This window comes from Butyrivibrio sp. DSM 10294, from assembly GCF_028539135.1.
Lineage (GTDB): Bacteria > Bacillota > Clostridia > Lachnospirales > Lachnospiraceae > Butyrivibrio.
Genome location: NZ_JANSWL010000060.1, coordinates 18,501 through 42,351 on the forward strand (window position 1 = coordinate 18,501; position 23,851 = coordinate 42,351).

General features: G+C 46.4%; 25 protein-coding genes and 1 tRNA gene. 24 read left to right on the forward strand and 2 right to left on the reverse strand.

Translation table 11 applies throughout. The annotated features are described in order from the left end of the window. Positions 1–303: 303 nt before the first annotated feature. The 4 genes from prmA to thiI are packed head-to-tail and all read left to right on the forward strand — an operon-like array spanning position 304 to position 4,541. Complete coding sequence (gene prmA, locus NXH67_RS05075) at positions 304–1,341, forward strand: 50S ribosomal protein L11 methyltransferase (RefSeq protein WP_272796662.1); 1,038 nt, start codon at positions 304–306, stop codon at positions 1,339–1,341. Beyond that, positions 1,341–2,093: an RsmE family RNA methyltransferase gene (locus NXH67_RS05080; protein WP_022779338.1), complete on the forward strand. Its 753-nt coding sequence runs from the start codon at positions 1,341–1,343 to the stop codon at positions 2,091–2,093. The genes prmA and NXH67_RS05080 overlap by 1 nt, the downstream gene beginning before the upstream one ends. A 58-nt stretch (positions 2,094–2,151) precedes the next feature. Then, complete coding sequence (locus NXH67_RS05085; protein ID WP_272796663.1) at positions 2,152–3,309, forward strand: cysteine desulfurase family protein; 1,158 nt, start codon at positions 2,152–2,154, stop codon at positions 3,307–3,309. A gap of 35 nt (positions 3,310–3,344) precedes the next feature. Continuing rightward, entirely contained in the window at positions 3,345–4,541 is a 1,197-nt protein-coding gene (gene thiI / locus NXH67_RS05090) for a tRNA uracil 4-sulfurtransferase ThiI (RefSeq protein WP_272796664.1), read from the forward strand. 122 nt (positions 4,542–4,663) lie between these two features. On the opposite strand, the gene NXH67_RS05095 is transcribed toward thiI, so the two are convergent. After that, the gene (locus NXH67_RS05095) at positions 4,664–4,894 is read right to left on the reverse strand and encodes an HPr family phosphocarrier protein (RefSeq protein WP_022775464.1); all 231 of its coding nucleotides are present in this window, start codon (positions 4,892–4,894) and stop codon (positions 4,664–4,666) included. A 90-nt stretch (positions 4,895–4,984) separates the two neighbouring features. Between NXH67_RS05095 and mtaB the strand changes: the two genes are divergently transcribed. From mtaB to NXH67_RS05155, 12 genes are all read left to right on the forward strand, one after another. After that, positions 4,985–6,370 carry a tRNA (N(6)-L-threonylcarbamoyladenosine(37)-C(2))-methylthiotransferase MtaB gene (gene mtaB / locus NXH67_RS05100; RefSeq protein ID WP_272796665.1) on the forward strand — a complete coding sequence of 462 codons (1,386 nt, stop codon included), beginning with the start codon at positions 4,985–4,987 and terminating at the stop codon, positions 6,368–6,370. Between the two features lie 121 nt (positions 6,371–6,491). Further along, a complete protein-coding gene (locus tag NXH67_RS05105) occupies positions 6,492–6,767 on the forward strand; it encodes an IreB family regulatory phosphoprotein (RefSeq protein ID WP_022779342.1) in 276 nt (91 codons plus the stop codon). A gap of 6 nt (positions 6,768–6,773) precedes the next feature. Then, positions 6,774–7,202 (forward strand): Holliday junction resolvase RuvX, encoded by a 429-nt coding sequence (gene ruvX, locus NXH67_RS05110; RefSeq protein WP_022779343.1) that lies wholly within the window; start codon positions 6,774–6,776, stop codon positions 7,200–7,202. Positions 7,203–7,231: 29 nt separating this feature from the next. After that, on the forward strand, positions 7,232–7,495 hold the full coding sequence (locus NXH67_RS05115) for a DUF1292 domain-containing protein (RefSeq protein ID WP_022779344.1): 264 nt from the start codon (positions 7,232–7,234) through the stop codon (positions 7,493–7,495). A 60-nt stretch (positions 7,496–7,555) separates the two neighbouring features. Beyond that, positions 7,556–9,235: a ribonuclease J gene (locus tag NXH67_RS05120; RefSeq protein ID WP_022779345.1), complete on the forward strand. Its 1,680-nt coding sequence runs from the start codon at positions 7,556–7,558 to the stop codon at positions 9,233–9,235. 8 nt (positions 9,236–9,243) lie between these two features. Further along, positions 9,244–9,708, forward strand: a complete 465-nt coding sequence (locus tag NXH67_RS05125) for an endolytic transglycosylase MltG (protein ID WP_022779346.1) — start codon at positions 9,244–9,246, stop codon at positions 9,706–9,708. Beyond that, positions 9,701–10,342 (forward strand): O-methyltransferase, encoded by a 642-nt coding sequence (locus NXH67_RS05130; RefSeq protein WP_022779347.1) that lies wholly within the window; start codon positions 9,701–9,703, stop codon positions 10,340–10,342. Before NXH67_RS05125 ends, NXH67_RS05130 begins: the two co-directional genes overlap by 8 nt. Positions 10,343–10,368: 26 nt before the next feature. Further along, entirely contained in the window at positions 10,369–11,598 is a 1,230-nt protein-coding gene (locus NXH67_RS05135) for a peptidase U32 family protein (protein WP_022779348.1), read from the forward strand. Positions 11,599–11,723: 125 nt separating this feature from the next. Then, on the forward strand, positions 11,724–13,835 hold the full coding sequence (locus NXH67_RS05140; protein WP_022779349.1) for a glutamine synthetase III family protein: 2,112 nt from the start codon (positions 11,724–11,726) through the stop codon (positions 13,833–13,835). Positions 13,836–14,017: 182 nt separating this feature from the next. Further along, positions 14,018–14,090, forward strand: a tRNA-Gln gene (locus tag NXH67_RS05145). A gap of 60 nt (positions 14,091–14,150) precedes the next feature. Further along, entirely contained in the window at positions 14,151–14,879 is a 729-nt protein-coding gene (locus tag NXH67_RS05150) for an acyl-[acyl-carrier-protein] thioesterase (protein WP_022779350.1), read from the forward strand. Between the two features lie 117 nt (positions 14,880–14,996). Beyond that, a complete protein-coding gene (locus NXH67_RS05155; RefSeq protein ID WP_022779351.1) occupies positions 14,997–15,830 on the forward strand; it encodes a CvfB family protein in 834 nt (277 codons plus the stop codon). A gap of 128 nt (positions 15,831–15,958) precedes the next feature. Here NXH67_RS05155 and NXH67_RS05160 read toward each other — a convergent pair whose 3' ends face one another. After that, positions 15,959–16,147, reverse strand: coding sequence for a YjfB family protein (locus NXH67_RS05160; protein ID WP_022779352.1), 189 nt, complete (start codon positions 16,145–16,147; stop codon positions 15,959–15,961). 283 nt (positions 16,148–16,430) lie between these two features. On the opposite strand from NXH67_RS05160, the gene NXH67_RS05165 reads away from it, so the two are divergent. The 8 genes from NXH67_RS05165 to NXH67_RS05200 all read left to right on the forward strand — a co-directional run bounded on the left by NXH67_RS05165 (position 16,431) and on the right by NXH67_RS05200 (position 23,851). Continuing rightward, on the forward strand, positions 16,431–17,513 hold the full coding sequence (locus NXH67_RS05165) for a PucR family transcriptional regulator (protein WP_022779353.1): 1,083 nt from the start codon (positions 16,431–16,433) through the stop codon (positions 17,511–17,513). 103 nt (positions 17,514–17,616) lie between these two features. Continuing rightward, positions 17,617–18,303, forward strand: a complete 687-nt coding sequence (gene ftsE, locus NXH67_RS05170) for a cell division ATP-binding protein FtsE (protein ID WP_026668795.1) — start codon at positions 17,617–17,619, stop codon at positions 18,301–18,303. Further along, positions 18,293–19,189 (forward strand): permease-like cell division protein FtsX, encoded by an 897-nt coding sequence (ftsX, locus tag NXH67_RS05175; protein WP_022779355.1) that lies wholly within the window; start codon positions 18,293–18,295, stop codon positions 19,187–19,189. Before ftsE ends, ftsX begins: the two co-directional genes overlap by 11 nt. Positions 19,190–19,226: 37 nt before the next feature. Continuing rightward, complete coding sequence (locus NXH67_RS05180) at positions 19,227–20,435, forward strand: murein hydrolase activator EnvC family protein (RefSeq protein ID WP_022779356.1); 1,209 nt, start codon at positions 19,227–19,229, stop codon at positions 20,433–20,435. Between the two features lie 17 nt (positions 20,436–20,452). Beyond that, positions 20,453–21,703: a S41 family peptidase gene (locus NXH67_RS05185; protein ID WP_022779357.1), complete on the forward strand. Its 1,251-nt coding sequence runs from the start codon at positions 20,453–20,455 to the stop codon at positions 21,701–21,703. 135 nt (positions 21,704–21,838) lie between these two features. Further along, a complete protein-coding gene (locus NXH67_RS05190) occupies positions 21,839–22,621 on the forward strand; it encodes a PP2C family protein-serine/threonine phosphatase (RefSeq protein WP_022779358.1) in 783 nt (260 codons plus the stop codon). A 10-nt stretch (positions 22,622–22,631) separates the two neighbouring features. After that, positions 22,632–23,612, forward strand: a complete 981-nt coding sequence (locus NXH67_RS05195) for a serine/threonine protein kinase (protein WP_272796666.1) — start codon at positions 22,632–22,634, stop codon at positions 23,610–23,612. Continuing rightward, a complete protein-coding gene (locus NXH67_RS05200; protein WP_022779360.1) occupies positions 23,612–23,851 on the forward strand; it encodes a hypothetical protein in 240 nt (79 codons plus the stop codon). The genes NXH67_RS05195 and NXH67_RS05200 overlap by 1 nt, the downstream gene beginning before the upstream one ends.

Sequence of the window (23,851 nt, forward strand, 5' to 3'; positions counted from 1 at the left end):
ATGCTTGTTTTCGTCTGCGTGGTGATTTACTAAAACTCAAAAATGTGGGAGTGCTTCCTTTCAGCTTCGTTCAGAACAGTCAGCACCCCCGCATTTTTTCATTTTGTAAATCATCCTACTCGTCCGAGAACTACGTATTTTTGCTAACAGGTCTTACACGGATTTAAGTTTACATTTATTTAAATGGTAAAGTTTTGATATATGTGCTATACTTCGTTGGCTGGATTTATATTATACTTATGAGTGTAAAAACGGATTACCGTTCATTTAAACAATCATCAAACTATTTGAGGGCTTTAAATTATGAAATGGATGCGTTTTAGAGTACGTACAAATGAAGAATCAGAGGATATCATTGTCAGCTACCTTGAGGATATAGGTCTTGAAGGAGCACAGATTGAGGATAATGCCCCTCTCACTGCCCAGGATAAGGAGCAGATGTTCATTGATGCTCCCGAGCTAGAGCCGGATGAGACCGATACAGGAATAGAGAGCGGAGTTGCCTATCTCAATTTTTTCCTTGAGATAGATGATGAGAACATGCTCACAGTTGAGGAGCCTGATGAGGACGGAAACTACGTTAAGGTCAAGAAGACTCCCGAGGAGATGCAGGCTCAGATCAGGGAGAAGCTGGATGAGCTCAAAGAGTTTTCTGATATCGGAGACGGCACCATATCTGTTGACGTAACTGAAGACATTGACTGGATCAATAACTGGAAGCAGTACTTCCACAAATTTTATATAGATGACATCCTTGTTATCCCTTCCTGGGAGATGGAGAACGAGGAGGATAAGAATAAGGCAGAGATGGTGCTCCACATTGATCCCGGAACAGCCTTTGGAACCGGTATGCATGAGACCACTCAGCTCTGCATCAGAATGCTCAAAAAGTATGTAACCCCGGATACAGAGCTTCTGGACGTAGGAACAGGAAGCGGAGTTCTCTCCATCCTTGCCCTTATGTTTGGAGCGAAGCACGCTGTAGGCACTGACCTTGATAAGTGTGCAGTTCCGGCTGTAAAAGAGAATATGGAGAACAACGGCATTGCTGCCGACAAGTTCGACATGATGATCGGAAATATCATCGATGATAAGCAGGTTCAGGACAAAGTAGGGTACGACAAGTACGATATCGTTGTTGCCAATATTTTGGCCAACGTCCTTGTGCCACTTACCCCTGTCATCCTTGCGCAGCTTAAGAGCGGCGGAATCTATATTACTTCCGGAATTATCAATACCAAGGAAGAAGAGGTCAAAAAGGCACATCTTGATGCAGGACTTGAGATTCTCGAGATCCATCATCAGGGCGACTGGGTATCCATCACTTCGAGGAAAAACTGATGTATCATTTCTTTGTGGAAAGCAGCCAGCTCACACCGGATTATAAGAAGGTGGAGATAACAGGCGCAGATTACAATCATATAGCCCATGTCCTTCGTATGAAGGCCGGGGAGCAGTTTTCCGTCAGCATCAGAGATGATGAGGAGGGAAAAGAGCTTTTTTACGAGATAGAAGAAATAGACGACAGCCATGTAATAGGTAACCTCTGCTTCGTTGAAGAAGTGGGGAACGAGCTGCCTTCAAGGATCTATCTGTTTCAGGGACTTCCCAAGGTTGATAAGATGGAACTTATCATTCAGAAGGCAGTGGAGCTTGGTGCCTATCAGATAATCCCCATGGCCAGCAAGAGATGTGTTGTTAAGCTGGATGAGAAAAAGGCTCAGTCCAAGATCAAACGCTGGCAGGCTATCTCCGAGGCAGCGGCAAAGCAGAGTAAGAGAGCTATTATCCCTGAGGTCGCTATGCCCATGACCATGAAGCAGGCAGTGGAATTTTGCAAGGACATGGCTGTAAAGCTCATTCCCTATGAGAATGCAGAGCACATCGATGAGACCAAGAAGCTCATAGAGGGAATAAAGCCCGGACAGGACATAGCCGTTTTTATCGGCCCTGAAGGAGGATTTTCCGATGAGGAGATAGAGCTCTGCAGAAATAACGATATTAAACCCATAACACTTGGAAAGAGAATCCTCAGAACAGAAACTGCCGGATTCACTATCATTTCCTGGCTTATGTATCATCTTGAGGGATGACATAGCCAAAAAGGGTAACGATACAATTTAAATCATCATTACAAGGAATATTACAGCAATGGAAGCATATTTAGACAATTCAGCAACCACGAGAGTCTTCGATGAAGTCGCAGACCTGGTGGTTAAGGTTATGACAGAAGAATACGGCAATCCTTCCAGCGTCCATCATATGGGACATATGGCCTACGACAGGGTTAACGGCGCCAGGGAGACTATAGCAGCCACCTTGAAGTGCGAGCCCTCAGAGATTCTTTTTACCTCCGGAGGAACGGAGTCAGACAACACAGCAATAATCGGTGTGGCAAGGGCTAACAAGTGGCGCGGCAAGCATATTATCACCACCTCTGTTGAGCATCCTGCGGTATATGAGACCTGCGGATATCTGGAAAAAGAGGGCTTTGAGATAACCTATCTTCCTGTTAATGAGGAAGGTGTCATCAGCCTTGAGGATCTGAAAAATGCCATCAGGAAGGACACGATCCTTGTTTCGATGATGTTTGTTAACAACGAGATAGGCTCTGTGATGCCCATAGAAGAGGCAGGTAAGCTGATCAAATCCATTAACCCCGACACCTACTTCCACGTAGATGCGGTGCAGGCCTATGGTAAGCTTCAGATAAGACCAAGAAGAATGAATATCGATCTTCTTGCTGTCAGCAGCCACAAGATCCACGGCCCCAAGGGAATCGGCTTTTTGTATATCAAAAAGGGAACCAAGATCACTCCCATCAACTACGGCGGAGGTCAGCAAAAGGGCATGAGATCCGGCACCGAGAACGTGCCCGGAATCGCAGGAATGGCCCTGGCTGCCAAAATGTGCGACGAACATCTTAAGGCAGAGAAGGACAAGCTCTATGAGCTCAAGGAATATCTTGTGCAGTCGCTTAATGATAAGCTGACCGACATCAAGATCAACGGCCCCAAAGGAAGAGACGGAGCGCCACATATCGTGAGCGTATCCATCAGAGGCCTGGCAGCCGAGACCATACTTAATATGCTCAGCAGCAAGGGAATCTACGTGTCGGCAGGAAGCGCCTGCGCCTCCAATAATCCGCACATTTCAGGCACTCTTCAGTCCATCGGTCTTGAAAGTGACTTGCTTGAATCCACAATCCGTATTAGTATGTCATTCATGACTACCAAAGAGGAACTTGATCTTCTTGTGGATACCCTTAGCGAGCAGGTGGATACCATGAGACAGTTCTACAGACACTGATACATTAGTTTTTTTATAAAAAAGAGGATTAGAATATGCAGTACCATGCTTTTATCATCAAGTACGCCGAGATCGGCTTAAAGGGAAAAAACAGATACGTCTTCGAGGATGCTCTTGTTAAGCAGCTTAAGAGAGTTCTTGAAAAGTGCGACGGAACCTTCAATATTTCCAAGGTTGCCGGAAGAGTATACATCGAGGCTGAGGACTTTGACTTTGACGAGACTGTAGGCGCTCTTCAGACCGTATTTGGCGTAACCGGAATCGCTCCTGCGGTTACCATTAAGAGAGACAATGAGAATCACCTTCCGGATCTGGAGGGAACAGCTCAGGCTGTAATTGATTTTATAGCCGGAGTATATCCGGACAAGAACAAGACCTTCAAGGTAAAATGCCGCCGTGTTGACAAGAGCTATCCTCTTGATTCCATGGAGATGGCAGCAGCTCTTGGTGGCAAGATCCTTGATGCTTATCCGGAGATGAAGGTTGACGTTCATAATCCTGAGGTTCTTATCAATGTAGAGATCAGAGAGAAGCTCAATATCTTCTCAGAGGTTATCCCCGGGCCCGGCGGAATGCCGATAGGAACTGCAGGTAAGGCAATGCTTCTTTTGTCGGGAGGAATTGATTCTCCTGTTGCGGGCTATATGATCGCCAAGAGAGGTGTTGATATTGAGGCTGTATACTTCAATGCTCCCCCTTACACCAGCGAGATGGCCAAGCAGAAGGTAGTTGATCTTGCCAAGGTTATTTCCAAGTACACAGGAAGCGTCAAGCTTCATGTCATCAACTTTACCGACATTCAGATGTACATCTATAAGACCTGTCCTCATGACGAGCTTACTATCATCATGAGAAGATATATGATGAGAATCGCTGATATGCTTGCCGATAAGTCAGGCTGCATGGGACTTGTAACCGGAGAGAGCATCGGACAGGTGGCATCTCAGACTATGCCTTCACTTATGTGCACAGGAGAAGTTGTTACCGATATGCCTGTTTACAGACCGCTCATTGCCTTTGATAAGCAGGACATCGTTGATATTTCGTTAAAAATCGATGCGTACGAGACTTCAATCCTTCCCTACGAGGACTGCTGCACGATCTTCGTTGCCAAGCACCCTGTAACCAAGCCAAGAGCTGACATTATCAGAAGGCACGAGGAGCTTCTGGCCGAGAAGATCGACGAACTGGTTCAGACTGCGATTGACACTGATGAAGTAATAGAACTGTAAAAACAAAGCCTGATGAAGATACACTAAAGAAGATATACCTGCCAATGGGCAAAAAAAGACCATCAACCGATATTGATTGATGGTCTGGAATATCCTTTTAAAATGGATCTAATCCATAAAGATTAGATCATGTAAGGCTTCAATACTTCGAGAACCTCATCTGCGCCGTCTTCTGCATGGATGTTAAGATCGATAGGCTTAGAAAGATCGAGTGAGAAAATACCCATGATAGACTTTGCATCGATAACGTATCTTCCGGAAACGAGATCGAAATCATAATCAAATTTCGTAATATCGTTTACAAATGATTTTACCTTATCGATAGAATTTAAAGAAATTTTTACGGTCTTCATTGCGCAAATACCTCCTTCTTTTCTTTATAGTAAACGTGTAAAGTACAAAAGTCAATGACTAAATTGACCGATTTGGAAAGAAAATAGCATATGTTAAATAACGTTAATAATCTGAAAATTGCATTACACAACCTTGGTTGTAAGGTTAATGGCTATGAAATGGACGTAATGGCCCAGCGCCTCAGGGAGGCAGGGGCTGTGATCGTGCCTTTTTCCGAGCAGGCAGACATATATATCATCAATACCTGTACGGTTACCAATATCGCAGACAGAAAGTCAAGACAGATGCTGCACAAGTCCAAGAAGAACAATCCGGACTCCGTTGTAGTGGCTGTTGGCTGCTATGTTGAGACTGACACTGAGGGTGTCAAAAAGGATGAGTGCATCGACCTCGCCATCGGCAATAACAAGAAGGCTGAGATCGTTGACATATTAAACAAGTACCTGGAAACAAGAGCTGCAAGATGCGGAGCCGGAGAGCAGGCGGCCGCCGATGATAAGACTCTCGGTGGAACTTCTATCATCGACATCAACAGCACCCATGAGTATGAGAGCATGTTTTTGTCAGAGCTTCCCGAACACACGAGGGCTTATATTAAGATTCAGGACGGATGTAACCAGTTCTGCTCATATTGCGTCATTCCTTATGCAAGGGGAAGAGTTCGCAGTAGAGACCGGCAGGAGATAATAAACGAGATCAAGGGTCTTGTTCAGAAGGGCTGCAAGGAAGTGGTCCTCACCGGAATTCATGTCAGCTCCTACGGCAGCGATTTTGAGAACAAGGATGTGAATCTCATAAGCCTTATCGAGAATATCAACGAGATCGCCGGTATCAGAAGGATCAGATTAAGCTCCCTGGAGCCAAGAATCATGACCGAGGACAATGTTAAGAGACTGTCCATGGTGGATAAGCTCTGCCCTCATTTCCACTTGTCACTCCAGAGCGGGTGCGATAGCGTCCTTAAGAGAATGAACCGCCACTACACAGCTGAGGAGTTCAGACAGGGCGTTGAGATATTGAGAAAATATTTTGACAGACCTGCCATCACAACTGACGTCATCGTGGGCTTCCCGGGCGAAACAGAGGAGGAATTCGATGAGTGCAGGAAGTTTGTCGAGGACATTGATTTCTATGAGATGCATGTCTTTAAGTATTCTCCCAGAAAAGGCACCGTTGCCGCAGGCATGAAGGATCAGCTCACAGACAGGGAAAAGAGTGCGCGAAGTGATGTACTGCTGCATCTTACAAAGACCCAGGCCGAGAACTACAGAAACAGCTTCATCGGCGAGAAACTGGAGATCCTCTGGGAGGATGAGGAAGAGATCAAGGGCAGGAAATATATGACGGGACACAGCGACAGATATGTCAAGGTGGCCATTCCCTCTGATTCTCCTCTGTGCATACCCTGCGTCACCGGAGAGATAACATCGGTAGTGCCGACAGGGTTTCTGAATTCTGATACATTGCTTATTTAAAAACCTTAGTGTAATATTAATATATATGCGCCGACATAAGTTCGGGCTTGAAGATGTTTTTTTCAAATAGAGCAAGAGGCCCCCGGGGCTAAAAAAATACACAAGGAAAGGTAGAGACAATATGGCAGAGCAGGATTTAGGAAACACCCAATTTTTTAAGGTTGAGGTTGAGCCGGAAACAGGCGTTAAGAAGGTTCTTTCTGTTGTTTACGACGCCCTCATGGAGAAGGGATACAATCCGGTTAACCAGATTGTTGGATACATCATGTCCGGAGACCCCACCTACATCACCAGCCACAAGGGCGCTCGCAGCCTTATCATGAAGGTTGAGAGAGACGAGCTTGTGGAAGAGATGCTTACTGAGTACATTAAGAACAATGATTGGGGACAGAAATAAGACCTGATGCGTATTATGGGACTTGACTACGGCTCCAGGACCGTGGGCGTTGCCATCAGCGACGAGCTGCTGTTAACAGCCCAGGCCAGGGAGATTATCCGCAGAAAAGAAGAGAACAAGCTGCGCAGGACACTTGCGCGTATCGAAGAGCTGATCGTGGAATACGGGGTGGAGAAGATTGTACTCGGACTCCCCCTTAACATGGATCAGTCTGATTCAGAGCGCTCTAAACTAAGCCTTGAGTTCAAGGACAAGATAGAGCGAAGAACAGGAATACCTGTTATTATGTGGGACGAGCGTCTCACCACAGTTGAAGCTGATGAGATAATGGATGAAGTCGGCATCAGGGGCAAGGATCGCAAGGAATATGTTGATATGATCGCAGCCCAGATCATACTTCAGGACTATCTCGACAACAGCAAGGATAAGGCCTGATATTATTAGGCCCACATGGAGAGTTTATTTTGGAAAAGATAGTATTTAGTCCGGATGGAGAAGAGTCAGTAGAATTTTTTTGCCTGGAACAGACTATTATTGGGGCGAAAACATATCTTCTCGTAACAGATGAGGAAGATGGTGACGGAGAAGCGCTGATACTGCGCGATGACTCCGATTTAAAAGATGAGGAAGCGGTTTACGTGATCGTAGATGATGACCTGGAGCTTGAAGCTGTCGCAGGTGTATTTCGTAAGCTTCTTTCTGAGGACGGCATAGATTTAGACATCTAACGGGGAATTGGTTTTTGTGTATCTCTATGCCCTCCGCCAAGATTATATGGAGGAACGAATTTGGCTAAAAAGAAAATTGAAAATGCGTCCAAGCTGCAGATCATCCCTTTGGGTGGTCTTGAGCAGATTGGAATGAACATCACTGCCTTCAGATACGAAGACAGTATTATTGTGGTGGACTGCGGTCTGTCATTCCCTGAGGATGAGATGCTGGGAATCGATCTGGTTATCCCGGATATCACCTATCTTCAGGACAACATCGACAAGGTCAAGGGCTTTGTAATCACCCACGGCCACGAGGATCATATCGGAGCACTTCCCTATGTTCTTCATGAACTTAATATTCCGGTTTATGCAACTCGCCTTACCATGGGTATCATCGAGCACAAGCTTGAGGAGCATAACCTTCTTAAGACAACAAGAAGAAAGGTTGTCAAATTTGGACAGTCCATTAACCTTGGACAGTTCCGTGTAGAATTTATCAGAACCAACCATTCCATCGTTGACGCAGCTGCTCTTGCAATCTATTCACCTGCAGGAACAGTGGTACACACCGGTGACTTCAAGGTTGACTATACCCCTGTTTTCGGAGATCCGATCGACCTTCAGAGATTCGCTGAGATCGGTAAAAAGGGCGTACTGGCTCTTCTGTGTGATTCAACCAACGCAGAGAGACCCGGATTTACTCCCTCTGAGAAAACAGTCGGAAGAGCTCTCAGAACTCTTTTTGAAGAGCATGAGAATTCAAGGATTATCGTTGCTACCTTTGCCTCCAACGTTGACCGTGTTCAGCAGATCATCAACGTTGCCCACAAGCACGGCAGGAAGGTTGTGGTGGAAGGCCGCAGCATGGTCAGCATCATCGATATAGCTCAGAAGCTTGACTGCATCAAGATTCCGGAGAACACACTTATCGATATAGATGAGCTCAAGAACTATCCTGAGAACAAGACGGTTATCATCACCACCGGAAGCCAGGGTGAGTCCATGGCGGCTCTTAGCAGAATGGCCAATTCTCAGCACAGGAAGATTACCATTGGCGCAGGAGATACGGTTATTTTCTCATCTCACCCCATTCCGGGTAATGAGAAGGCCGTTACCAATATTATCAACGAGCTGCAGATGAAGGGCGCGGATGTTATTTTCCAGGATGTTCATGTTTCAGGACATGCCTGCCGCGAGGACATCAAGCTTATCTATACCCTTGTTAAGCCCAAGTATTCAGTGCCTGTTCACGGCGAGTACAGACATCTTATGGCTCAGAGAAGCATTGCCAAGGAGCTTGGAATCCCCAAGGAGAATATCTTCATTCTTCACTCGGGAGAGATCCTCGAGATGGACGAGGAGAGCGCCAGGGTTAAGGGCAAGGTGCCTGTAGGAGCAATCCTGGTTGACGGTCTTGGAGTCGGCGATGTAGGAAATGTTGTACTTAGGGATAGACAGCACCTTGCGGAAGATGGTATTGTGATAGTTGTATTCGGAATCGATAACGACACCGCACAGCTTATTTCGGGCCCCAGCATTGTTTCACGAGGCTTTGTATACGTAAGGGAGTCCGACAAGCTGATAGACGATGCGACGGATCTTGTGCTTGATGAGGTCACTGAGGCCCTCGATAAGGGAATCACCGACTGGGGCAAGCTTAAGAGCATTGTCAAGGACGTTCTTAGTGACTACATCTGGAAAAAGACTAAGAGAAGGCCTATGATAATGCCTATAATCATGGACACAAATTATTAAGGAGCAATATGAGCATTAAAAGAATCGGCCTTGGTCTTCTGGATACCATCGTCAAGGTGGTATTTATTGTAGTCATCGCTATGCTTATCATGAAATATGCCAAGGTTGCTTATGACTACGGCTATCATACTTTTAACCAGACTCCCGTTTCTTCCGGAACCGGCAGAACTGTTACAGTCACCATAGGAAGGGGCGACGGTGCCAAGGAGATAGGTAGGAAACTGGCTGATGTGGGCCTTATTACCGACAGGAATCTTTTCTGGTTCCAGGAACTTCTGTCAGAGTATCACGGCATGGAGAAGCCCGGAACCTACGAGCTCAGCACAGCTATGACACCGGAGGAGATGCTGAGGATAATGTCAGCGGTTTCGGAGGGGGATGAGGATGCCGCAGCGGCTACTCCCGCAGTGGAACCCGAGGAATCGACAGAGACTGAGGAATCAGCACAGACAGAGGAATCAAACGGTGGTTGAACAGGACAGAATGAAAGCTTTCATCAATTCAATGGATGCGGGGAACGCTCCTTATCTTGATGAGCTTGAGAGAATAGCAATTAAGGATGAGGTGCCTATTATCCGTAAGGATACACAGGCACTTCTTAAGTTTTTAATGGCACAGGCAAGGCCGGTGAATATCCTGGAGGTGGGCTGCGCCATCGGCTTCTCGGCCCTTCTTATGGCTGAGTATTCCGGTGCGGATACCAGGATCACCACAATAGAGAAATATGAGAAGAGGATTCCTGTAGCCAGGGACAATTTTGATAGGTATGACAAAAACAAGAAAATCACACTTCTTGAGGGGGACGCACTGGAGATCTTAAAGACTCTGCCTGAGGGGTATGATTTTATTTTTATGGATGCAGCCAAGGGGCAGTACATCAATTTTTTGCCGGATTGTCTGAGAATCCTTAATAAAGGGGGACTGCTGGTGTCGGATAATGTCCTTCAGGACGGCGACGTCATCGAGTCCAGATTTGCAGTTACAAGGAGAGACCGGACGATCCATGCGAGGATGAGGGAGTATCTCTACGAGCTCAAACACAATGAGGCCCTTAATACAGTTATACTTACGGTGGGAGACGGAATGACGCTGTCTGTCAAGCTGTAAGCTTTGTTTGGAAATGGAGAAAGATTATGAAAAAACCTGAGTTACTTATACCTGCCAGTAGCCTGGAAGTGTTGAAAACAGCTGTTATTTTTGGCGCAGATGCGGTATACATCGGAGGCGATGCCTTTGGCCTCAGGGCCAAGGCCAAGAACTTCAGCCCCGAGGAGATGAAGGAAGGAATAGCCTTCGCCCATGAGCACGGAGTTAAGGTTCATGTTACTGTGAACATCCTTGCCCACAACTATGATCTGGACGGAGTTGAGAAGTATCTTCATGAACTCAAGGAACTTAAGCCTGACGCTCTTATTATCGCAGACCCCGGAATCTTCATGAAGGCCAGGAGAATCTGCCCCGAGATAGAGATTCATGTATCCACTCAGGCCAATAATACCAACTATGAAACCTACAATTTCTGGCATCAGCTGGGAGCCAAGAGAGTTGTCGCCGCAAGAGAGCTCTCTCTTAATGAGATCAAGGAGATCACTTCCAGAATACCCGAGGATCTTGAGATGGAGTGCTTCATTCACGGAGCAATGTGCATCTCCTATTCGGGAAGATGCCTTCTGTCCAATTACTTCACAGGAAGAGATGCAAACAAAGGCGCCTGCACTCATCCCTGCAGATGGAAGTATTCCATCGTGGAGGAGAAGAGACCCGGTGAGTATCTGCCGGTATATGAGAATGACAGAGGAACCTATATCTTCAACTCCAAGGATCTGTGCATGATCGATCACATTCCTGAGCTTGTGGATGCCGGCGTCGACAGCTGCAAGATCGAGGGAAGAATGAAGACAGCCCTCTATGTTGCCACCGTTGCCAGAACCTATAGGAAGGCAATAGATGACTATTTTGAGTCGGAGGAGAAGTACAGGCAGAACATGCCCTGGTATCTGGAGCAGATCTCCAAGTGCACCTACCGTCAGTTCACGACAGGCTTTTACTTTGGCAAGCCCAGTGAAGATGCTCAGATATATGATAACAACACCTATGTTAACGAATACATCTATCTTGGTATAGTGGGAGAGATAGATAACATAGGTTATGCCAAGATTGAGCAGAGAAACAAGTTCTGCGTTGGCGACAATATAGAAATCATGAAGCCCGACGGAACCGACGTCAAGGTAACCGTCAAGGCCATGTATAACGAAGAGGGAGAGAGCGTTGAGTCCTGTCCTCACTCCAAGCAGGTGATATATGTTGAATTGTCAGAGCCTGCGGAGGTTTATGACATCCTCAGAATGGAATCCGAGACCTGATATATATGATTCGCGATACAAACTTCAGAAAAAACACTACAGTTTTTTCTGAAGTTGTTGTATACTGTGACGGATTAAAATAAAAAAGCGTTACATATCAAAATTTTTGTACAAAGGGGTGCATAATGGGAGAGAGAGTTAACGTAGAAGAGATCTTTGGAGAGAACGTCTTTACCATCGAGAAGATGAGAGAGCGTCTTCCCAAGAATGTTTACAAGGAAGTTGTAAGCGTAATTGAGGGAGGCGGAGAGCTTTCCAAGACAAGCGCCGATGTGGTGGCCAATGCCATGAAGAATTGGGCTGTTGAGCACGGGGCAACCCACTACACACACTGGTTCCAGCCACTTACGGGAATCACAGCCGAGAAGCATGATGCTTTTATCGGAAGTCCCGACAAGGACGGCAAGATGATCACAGCTTTTTCGGGAAAAGAGCTGATCAAGGGTGAGCCTGATGCTTCTTCCTTCCCGTCAGGCGGCCTTAGAGCTACTTTTGAGGCAAGAGGCTACACAACCTGGGATATCACTTCACCGGCTTTCCTCAAGGAATCCGGCACCGGAGTTACTCTTTGCATACCCACTGCATTCTGTTCATACACAGGAGAAGCGCTGGATAAGAAGACACCGCTTCTTCGTTCAATGGAGGCTGTTAACAAACAGGCTCTCAGAATTGTTAAGCTATTTGGAAATACCAGAGCTACCAAGGTCAACGTATCCGTTGGACCGGAGCAGGAATATTTCCTTATCGACTGGGACAAGTCCATGAAGCGTGAGGACATCATCTTCACCGGAAGAACTCTCTTCGGTGCAATGCCTCCCAAGGGGCAGGAGATGGAGGATCACTATTTCGGAGTTATCCGTGAGAATGTCGGCGAGTTCATGAAGGATCTCAACAAGGAGCTGTGGAAGCTCGGAGTTCCCGATAAGACTCAGCACAACGAGGTTGCTCCCGGACAGCATGAGCTCGCACCTATCTATGAGACTGCCAATATCGCAGTAGATCACAACCAGATCATAATGGAGACCATGAAGCGTGTTGCAGAGCATCACAACATGAGATGCCTTCTTCATGAGAAGCCCTTTGCCGGCGTTAACGGCTCAGGTAAGCACGATAACTGGTCACTTTGCACCGACGACGGAGTTAATCTCCTTGATCCCGGTGATACACCCAACAAGAATGTTCAGTTTCTGTTTGTTCTTGCCTGCATTCTGAAGGCTGTTGACACTCATGCAGACCTCCTTCGCCAGAGTGCTGCCGATGTAGGAAACGACCACAGACTTGGAGCAGATGAGGCACCTCCGGCTATTATTTCCGTATTCCTCGGAGAGCAGCTTGAGGACGTTGTTAAACAGCTCATCGAGACCGGTGAAGCCAAGTCCAGCAAGAAGGGCGGCAAGCTCAAGACCGGCGTATCAACACTTCCTCAGTTTGAAAAGGACGCCACTGACAGAAACCGTACTTCACCTTTTGCCTTCACGGGTAATAAGTTTGAGTTCAGAATGGTTGGTTCTTCGGATTCCATGGCCAGCTCCAATACTACACTTAATACTATCGTAGCCGAGGCATTCTGCGAGGCAGCAGATTTCCTTGAGAAGGCCGATGACTTCGATATGGCTGTACACGACCTTATCAAGAAGTATCTCACAGAGCATCAGAGAATTATTTTCAACGGCGACGGATACTCCGATGAATGGAAAAAAGAGGCCGAGAGGCGCGGACTTCCCAATATCAAGTCCACCATCGAGGCAGCAGATACACTGACCTCCAAGAAGGCAGTAGAGCTCTTTGAGAGATTTGGTGTCTTCACAAAGACAGAGCTCTCTTCCAGACAGGAGATCATCTTCGAGAACTATGCCAAGACCATCAATATCGAGGCTCTCACCATGATCGATATGGCTTCCAAGCAGATCATTCCTGCAGTTATGAAGTACGCAGGACGTCTTGCCAAGGATGCGAACGAGATCAAGGCAGCAGGCGTAGATGCTACTGTTGAGGTATCTGAGCTCACTGAGATCCAGAAGGAGCTTACCAAGATGAAGAAGGCCCTTGAGAAGCTCAAGGCTGAGGAAGCCAAGGCCAGAAAGATCACTGAGCCCAGAAAGATGGCTTTTTATTACAAGGATCATGTTCGCCCTGTAATGGACAACCTCAGAGCACCTGCTGATGCGTTGGAGATGCTGGTTGCCAAGAATGATTGGCCGTTCCCTACTTACGCGGATCTACTTTTTGAAGGATAACGACTAAGGGGACAGTCCCCATCAACAAACTGTGAACAACAAAACCTTCCGATAATCTGAGAAGTTCACAATTTGTTAATGGGGACTGTCCCCTATATACAGCCTATTATTAAAAAAATAAAAAAATTTTAAAAAAGTGCTTGCATTTTTAAAAAAAGGTGCGTATAATACAATCTTGTCGATGGGCTATCGCCAAGCGGTAAGGCAACGGACTCTGACTCCGTCATTACGTAGGTTCGAATCCTACTAGCCCAGTTAATTCAAACGAGACTGGTTCATCAGTCTCGTTTTTTTTATAGGTAACAGGAGGCGCTCATGTATACCTTTGATTCCCGAATCAGATACAGTGAAGTGGATAAAAATGCTATTTTGACCCTGGAATCCCTGATAGATTATTTTCAGGACTGCTCCACCTTTCAGACCCAGCAGGGACCTGCAGACATTGCGTTTATGAAGGAGAGGAATGTGGCCTGGGTTTTGAACTTCTGGCAGATAGAAGTTAAGAGACTTCCAAAGCTCTGTGAAGAGGTTGTGATCGGTACCGTTCCCTATGAGTTGAAGGGCATGTTCGGTCTCAGGAACTTTTTTATGGATACGAAGGATGGCGAGAGGCTGGCAGTTGCCAATTCCATTTGGACTTTGTTTGATTTTGAAAAGCAGGTTCCGGCAAGAGTAATGCCTGAGATGATAGAGACCTATCCAACCGGTGACAAGCTTTCCATGGACTACGCAGACCGTAAGATTGCTATGCCTTCTGAGGGGGATCGGAGGGAATGCGAAGAGATAACGGTCAGGACCTACCATCTTGACACCAATGACCATGTCAACAACGGTCAATATGTCAGAATGGCCAAGGAATGCCTTCCGGATAAGAATATGAATATCACCTCCATGAGAGCTGAGTACAGAATGCAGGCAAGACTTGGAGATACAATTTATCCGGTTGTGGTTACAAACAGGCAATCGGCTCGAAAAGTATACACCATCAGCCTTAATAATCATGAGGGCAAGCCCTACTGCCTTGTGGAATTTAAGACCAGATAAATATTCGTTGAAAATGATTCGCAGAATCATTTATCATATATATGAAAAAAGCAATAAACTACAGAAGTAAACAGCATGTATGGGGACATGCTACCAACGAAAGGACGGAAGACAATTATGATTCAGATTGGAACAAAACAGACACTTACAGTTGTTAAGACAGTAGACTTCGGAGTATACGTGGCAGAACCCGGCAAGGAAGAGGAGAAGGTCCTTCTTCCCAAGAAGCAGGTACCTGCCGGCATTAAGGTTGGCTCTGAGATAGAAGTTTTTATTTACAAGGATTCCGATGACAGACCCATTGCCACCACTACCCAGCCCAAGATCATGCTAGGGGATGTGCGCGTGCTCAAGGTCAAGGAAACCGGCAAAATCGGTGCATTCATGGACTGGGGCCTGGAGAAGGACGTTCTTTTACCCTTCAGAGAGCAGACCAGGAAGGTGCACAAGGGCGAAGAGGTTCTCTGTGCTCTTTATGTGGATAAGAGCGGAAGACTCTGCGTGACAATGAACGTTTACCCTTATCTTAAGAACGAGAGCCCTTACAAGAAGGATGACAAGGTTATCGGCACAGTATATGAGATGAGCGATAACTTCGGAGCCTTCGTTGCGGTTGATGATATTTATTCGGGACTTATTCCCAAGAAAGAGCTTTACGGCAATATTCAGATAGGCGACAGCGTCAATGCAAGAGTTGCTTCGGTTAAAGAGGACGGAAGGCTTAACTTAAGTCTTCGTGAGAAGGCCTATCTTCAGATGGATACCGATGCAGACAAGCTCCTTGCCATGATGGACAAGCAGGGCGGTAAGATTCCTTTTACCGACAAGGCATCTCCCGAGCTTATCCGTGAAAAGACCGGAATGAGCAAGAACGAGTTTAAGAGAGCCGTTGGACGTCTCCTTAAGCAGGGACTGATAGAGATAAAGGAAAGTGCAATAGAGAAAAAATAACGCTAACGCCGATAAGGGGGCCAGTCCCCATTAACAAATTGTGAACTTCTAAGATTAACGGAAGACTATGTTGTTCACAGTTTGTTGATGAGGACTGGCCCCCAATTAATAGTTGGCCACTACTCTACTCATACCCTGATGTCAATATTGTTCCCAAGATTAGGATCAAGTGAAGGGGCCGGAGCAGCCTCGATGGTATTAACCATTGCAGCTCCTGCGCTTTCCATGTTATCCAGACTCTTTGAGAGCATTGCAACACCAAAGTCATTCATTACTTTGTTCTGAGCAAGCGCCATTGATACAGCAGGAATATCCATAAGCACCTCCTTGTACTCTGCACCATGCGGGCCTATAAGGGGCCGGTGCGAAAACCAGATTATTCCTTATCTATAAATATATCGACTCATTTTCGTAAAACTTTATATCGCATAAACATCCATGATTACAAAAAGCGAAGGCTGTTTTTGGTGGTTTTGACGAGGAAATCAAAAAAATATACAAAAAACGCCTTTATAAAGGTGGATTTTTTTGTGTATTTATATTAAAATGTCTATAGTTTTTATTATTAGCAGTCCTATGCGGCTGCGGAAAGAGTGAAAGATGATTTCCAATCAGATTCTCCAGAATACAATTGACGGGCTTAAGACCATTGCCCATGTTGATCTTTGCGTTCTAGACCTTGACGGTAAGGAAGTGGCATCCACCACCTCGGATATGGGAGCCGTATCTGCAGTGGCCAGGGATTTTGTCAGCTCTCCCGCTGATTCCCAGGAAATTCAGGGCTATCAGTATTTCAAGATCTACGACGAGCAGCAGCTTGAGTATATCCTTATCTGCACAGGCAGCGGTGAGAACACCTATATGCTCGGCAAGATGATCGCTTATCAGATCCAGAGCCTTCTGGTGGCTTACAAGGAGCGATTCGACAAGGACAACTTCATCAAGAACCTGCTTCTGGATAACCTGCTTTTGGTTGATATTTACAGCAGAGCCAAGAAACTGCACATTCAGACCGACGCCAAGAGAGTCGCGATGATCATTGAGTCTGAGAACGGCCGTGACAACAACGCTCTGGAGCTTACAAGAACTCACTTCGGCAACGGCAATGACTTTGTCACCGAGGTTGACGAGGACAACGTGATCGTGGTCAAGGACGTAAGCGACTTCGGCAAGTCCGGAGATATCAGCAAGGCTGCAGAGGAGATGCTCTCTGTGCTTGAGAAGGAAGGTCTTTCAGGCGTACGAATTGCCTACGGTACCGTTGTAGGTGAGATCAAAGAGGTCAGCCGTTCCTTCAAGGAAGCCAAGATGGCCCTTGATGTAGGCAAGATTTTCTTCGATGAGCGCAAGGTGATCTGTTACAGCGAGCTGGGCATAGGAAGACTTATTTACCAGCTGCCCATTCCTCTTTGCAAGATGTTCATCAAGGAAATTTTCGGGGGCAGAAATCCTGATGACTTCGACCAGGAAACACTTACCACCATCGATAAGTTCTTCGAGAACAGCCTTAACGTTTCGGAAACCTCCAGACAGTTATTCATACACAGAAACACTCTTGTCTACAGACTTGATAAGCTTCAGAAGAGCACAGGCCTTGACCTTCGAGTGTTTGATGATGCCATAACCTTCAAGATCGCGCTTATGGTTGTCAGATACATGAAGTATATGGAGAGATTTACGTAAGCGAAGCGGAGTCATGCGTATATTACCAGGAACTTTTTGGGGGAGATTTATGGAAAGAGTTTACAGAAAAAGAAGAAATAACAGGCAGATACCCGAGGATGAGATCATCACGCTGGAGAACGTGACCAAATCTTATTCTACGGGTGCACCGGCCTTGAACGGAGTCAACCTTCACATCAAGAGGGGGGAGTTCGTATTTATCGTAGGTGACAGCGGATCCGGTAAGTCCACGCTTATCAAGCTCCTTCTTCGCGAGCTTGTGCCCACCGACGGAGAGATCACAGTTCTCGGCTACAATCTCAGGAGAATCAAACACAGGAAGATTCCCAAGTTCAGAAGAAATCTCGGAATCGTGTTCCAGGACTTCCGTCTTCTCAAGGACAGAAATGTCTATGAAAACGTAGCCTTTGCCCAGAGAATCGTTCAGGTTCCGGGCAGTCAGATCAAGAGAAACGTCCCATCAATACTGGCAACGGTTAACCTTGCCGGCAAATACAAAAATAAAATAAGTCAGTTATCAGGAGGCGAACAGCAGAGAGTTGCCCTTGCAAGAGCTCTGGTCAATAAGCCTGCCATTCTTTTGGCGGACGAGCCCACCGGTAACCTGGATCCCAATAATTCCTGGGAAATCATGAAGCTCATGGAACAGATCAACGAGAATGGCACAACCGTCATTGTGGTAACCCACAACAGAGAGATAGTCAATGCCATGAAGAAGAGAGTTATCACCATGAAGAAAGGCGTCATCATAGAGGACGAGGAAGAGGGTATGTACATCGATGAGGATTAGTAGCTTCTTTTATACCATAGGACAGGGATTCAAGAATCTTGGAAGAAACAAGTGGTACACACTGGCTTCTGTAGCCACCATCAGTGCCTGCCTTTTCCTTTTCGGTATATTTTATTCAATCATTACAAATTTCCAGAACGTGGTTAAGACTGCAGAGGAAGGCGTCTCCGTAACGGTTTTCTTTAACGAGGGAACCAGCGAAGAGGAGATTCTGGCAGTTAAGAGCGACCTTGAGAAGAGGTCGGAGGTTAGAGAGATTGATTACGTTTCCGCAGACGCAGCCTGGGAAGGCTTCAAGGAGGAGTATCTTGGTGAGTACGCCGACGGCTTCACGGAGAACCCCCTTGCGGATTCAGCCAACCTGCAGATCTATCTCAACGATGTGTCGATGCAGCAGGCTCTTGTAACCTACATTGAGTCCATAACCCTTGTAAGAGAGGTTAACCGCTCCGAAGTAACAGCCACCACCTTGAGCGGTATCAACAAGCTGATAGCCTATGTATCTGCAGGAATTATCCTGATACTTCTTCTGGTTTCGATCTTCCTTATCAGCAATACCGTAACCATGGGTATTTCCGTCAGAAAAGACGAAATCAACATCATGAAGTACATAGGTGCTACCGACTTTTTCGTAAGAGCTCCCTTCGTTGTTGAGGGTATTCTCATCGGAATCATCGGATCACTTATTCCTCTTGTGATCATTTACTTTGTTTATACACATGCAATTGAATACGTTATTTCCAAATTTACGGTGCTGAGCTCACTCCTTAAATTCCTGCCGGTTGGTGTTATTTTCAACAAGCTTACACCTATATCACTGATAATCGGCATAGGAATCGGCTTCTTCGGCAGCTTTGTGACCGTAAGAAGACATCTGCATGTATAAAGAGTAAAAGAGGAATTTCTTTGTTTTGAACATACATTTGAAGAGACTATCAAAAAGAATACTGAATCTGTTTCTTGTTGCAGTCCTTCTGACAGCAGTGGCCGGACCCTCCATCAGGGCAGGGGCTACAGTCACCGAGGAGAGTATCAAGCAGAAGGAGAATCAGATCGCCAATTCCAAAAAAGAGCGCGACAGCCTTAAGAATGCCAAGACCAATCTTGAGAAGCTTAAGAAGGATCTTGAGACCAACAAGTCCAATCTGAACGCTTATATCAAACAGATTGACTCATCGTTGTCCGACATTCAGGCCAAGATCGATTCCCTCAATGAGCAGATAACCGAAAAAGAAGCTCAAATAGATGAGACCACACGGGAACTTGAGGAGGCTGAGATCACCCAGCAGAACCAGTACGAGGCCATGAAGAAGCGAATCAAGTTCATGTACGAGAAGGGGAACATCATTTATGTGGAGCTTCTTATTGAGTCCGGCACTTTTGCGGATATGCTGAACAAGGCTGAGTATATAGAGATGCTCTCTGAGTATGACAGAAACAAGCTCAATGAGTACATTGCCACCACGGACCTTATCAGAGTTACCAAGCAGGCTCTTGAGGAGGAAAAAGAGACTCTTGATGCCATGAAGGCTTCCAGCGAAGAGGAACAGGCCAATCTTGAGAGTCTTTTAAGTGCCAAGACCACAGAGCTAAACAACGTTAATGCCGATATCAGCAACAAGGAAGCGGCCATCGCCGAGTATGAAGCCCAGATCAAGGCTGAGAATGCAGCGATCGCAGCTCTGGAAAAAGAGGTTGCGGCTGACAAGGCAGCCCTTTACAGCAAATATACTTATGACGGCGGTATGTTCACCTGGCCCTGCCCCAAATACACCAGAATTTCCGACAACTACGGAATGAGAATACATCCCACTCTCGGAATTGAGAAGATGCATAACGGCATAGACCTGGCAGCTCCCGGAGGCAGCCCTGTTCTTGCGGCTTATCAGGGAACAGTTGTGGCCGCAGCCTATGAAGCATCCATGGGTAATTACATAATGATCAACCATGGAGGCGGATTATATACGATTTACATGCACTGCTCCGCTCTGTATGTTTCCAAGGGACAGGATGTGACAGCGGGAACCAAGATCGCAGCGGTGGGATCTACAGGAAGATCTACAGGTAACCATCTGCATTTTGGTGTACGTCTCAACGGCGCCTACACAAGTCCCTGGAATTATCTGAAATAATGAGGAGATTATGAGAAATGGATATGAACAATAATGATGTAAACAATCAGGACAACGGAGGCCGCAAATTTGCAGTCGGCCTTCTTGTAGGCTTTTTATGTGCCTGTCTGGTGCTGACGGGGGCCTATGTATTTCTGAATGCAGCAGGTTCCATGAAGAAGGGGGCACAAACCGCTTCATCCCAGGAACTTCTTGATAAGGCAACTCAGGACAAGATAGATCTTTTGAAGAAAACCATTGACGACAACTATTACAAGACCGATGTTGACATAGAGGATGTGAGAAACGGCATGTACAAGGGCCTTCTTGATTCCCTCGGAGATCCTTACTCCGTATACTACACAGAGGAAGAACTGGCTAAGCTCATGAGCGATACCCAGGGTGTTTACTACGGCATCGGCGCCTATGTGAGCCTTGATAACACCATCGGAATGCCAAGAATAGCAGGTGTTATTCCCGGAACTCCGGCTGAGGAGTCGGGTCTTGCCATTGATGATATCATCTATGAGGTTGACAAGAATTCAACCCAGGGTCTTACCCTTGAAGAGGTTGTCAATATGATCAAGGGACCTGAAGGTACCACCGTGCATCTGACACTTGTAAGAGGAACTAACAGCGATAATCTTGAGATTGACGTTGCAAGAGCCCAGATTGAGGTTCCAACCGTTAATACAAGACTTCTTGATGACAACATCGGCTACCTTCAGATCACTGAGTTTGACGATGTTACCTATGATCAGTTTGTAGAGGGAATGGCCGAGCTTAGAGGCAATGACATCAAGGGGCTTATAATCGACCTTAGAAGTAACCCCGGAGGAAACCTCTCAACTGTCTGCGATATAGCACGTCAGCTCCTTCCAAAGGGCACCATTGTTTATACCATGGACAGAGACGGTCACAGAGAGAACTATGATTGTGACGGCAAGCATGAGATAGATATTCCGGTAGTTGTTCTGGTCAACAAGTATTCTGCCAGCGCTTCTGAGATTCTTTCCGGAGCCCTTAAGGATTATGAGAAGGCAACTCTTGTGGGCACAACAACCTATGGCAAGGGAATCGTTCAGAGAATCATCAATCTCAAGGACGGCACTGCAGTCAAGCTTACAGTAAGCAGCTACTACACCCCAAGCGGCGTAAACATCCACGGAATAGGTATTGATCCTGACGTTGAGGTGGAGTACGATCCCGATTCCGTTGATTCCGAGAATAAGATGGACAATCAGCTTGAAAAGGGCATTGAGGTCCTCCAAAAACTTATTGACAACTAAATTGGATTATAGTATTAATGGACTGTGTCTAAGACACAGTCCTTATTTTTTTGTTATCACAGCCCGTTTCGGGCAACAATTCCCATTTTGGAAGTTGATTTGTACTTACTTGATTTTGGAAGGAAGGATTTTTTTATGAATGTGAAGGCATGTATATGTACGGATGCCGGTGACCATCGCAAAATCAATCAGGATGCGGCACTGGTGAAGGTAGCTAATTCAAGGAGTTTTGGAAGGATAGCGCTTATTGCAGTCTGTGACGGTATGGGCGGACTTCCAAAGGGTGAGGTTGCAAGCTGCAAGGCAATAAGAGCACTTGAGACCTGGTTCCACGAGGAACTGGTGCTTATGGTGAACATGAGCCTTGAGAGGTTCTGGGAGACTGCAGAGACTTCCTGGAACAGGCTGATTGCCAAGATCAACGGCGATATCAGAAGATACGGAAGGCACAGAGGTATCAGCCTTGGGACTACACTGACTGCTCTCTTGCAGGTGGGGAACCGTTATATGTTTATGAATATCGGTGATTCCAGGATCTATTACACCAAGGACGGTGACGTGGTGCAGCTTACTCGGGATCAGAGCCTTGCTCAGCGCATGGTGGATATGGGACATGCAACTGACGTGGATGACATTGATGAGGATAAGAGAAGCGTACTTCTTCAATGCGTGGGCTCGCATACACCGCCGACGCCTCAGGTAGGAAAAGGCTTTTTTGACAAAAATACCACAGTGATAGCCTGCACAGACGGACTCTGGCGCAAGATCACAGGACAGGAACTGTATACGAGGCTGTGCCCTCAGATGTGCCTGACTGACGAAGATATGATGCATCAGTGCCGCAAACTCATCGACACCGTTCAGGAGCGGGATGAGAAGGACAATATTCTGGTAGCGGCCATGTGCCTGGAATTCTAGGAGGGCAGCCATGAACCGTGGAAAATACATGAAGATTAAGACTCTGGGGGAGGGCGGCAACGGCACTGCCATTCTCGCCAGAGACAGCGGCGGCAGGAAGGTCACTATCAAGAGGATCAAGGCTTCGGAAGGCCCGGACTACTGCGCTGCCAAAAAGAGCCTGGAGAACGAGGCGCAGATTCTGCGGGGCTTAAACCACCCCGGGATACCACAGTTTATAGAATATCAGGGTGGCTACCTGGTACTTGAATATATGCCCGGTGTCAGCGCCGAAAAGAAGATATTGCAAAAGGGGCTTTTTACCGAGAAGGAAGCTGCCGATATAGCCCTTAAACTTACAGATATTCTTGGATATCTCCATTCCAAGAAGATTCCTGTGATCTACAGGGATCTGAAACCCTCAAATATTGTAATAGGTCCGGGAGGCAAGGTGTCTCTGATTGATTTTGGAACCGCAAGGCTCTACAGAAAAAGCGACAGGGCTGATACAGCCAATCTGGGGACCCTTGGCTATGCCGCACCTGAGCAGTACGGTAATCTTGGACAGACTGACAAGAGAACAGATATATACTGCCTTGGAATGACTATGCTGCAGCTTGTGTCCGGCGTGGATCCAAGGGATGATGAGATGGTTTTTGCCTACAAAGCCGGAGGAGTAAAGGGAATATCCCCGGAGTTTCTTAAGATTATTGATAAATGTACCAGACCCGACAGGGAGGACAGATTCGAGGACGTCAGTGAAGTTGCGGCTGAGCTTAGGAGTTATCCGGGGAAAAAGAAGCTTAGAAAGATAAGGGGATGTGTGAAAGTGGCCCTTGCTTCTGCAGCGGTATCCTTTGTTCTGGCATTTGGAATCGCTTCAGCCGGTGAGATTCAGAGCGTTGCAGCTTACGGATTTGAACAGAGACTCCCGATCATCAGGGAGAAGATGTATAACGTTAGGATAAGAATAGACGGATTTATGGGAAAACAGCTTGGAGAAAACGGATAATGATGATTTTTGTATATACTTTTATACTTGTATTTTTGGCAATGATAATGATATTGGGGGTTGGGTCCTATCTGGCGGATGATAGGAATGAGCCAGAGGATCCCCTAAGCGCAGGAGCGACGGCCTCTATGTGCACCACCAGACTTCTGGGCAAGGAACATGCCTTGCCCGAATATCTGGAGGATGATTTTGTGATCGAACAGGATCTGGTTTATACCTACGATTCTGTTAATCTGTGA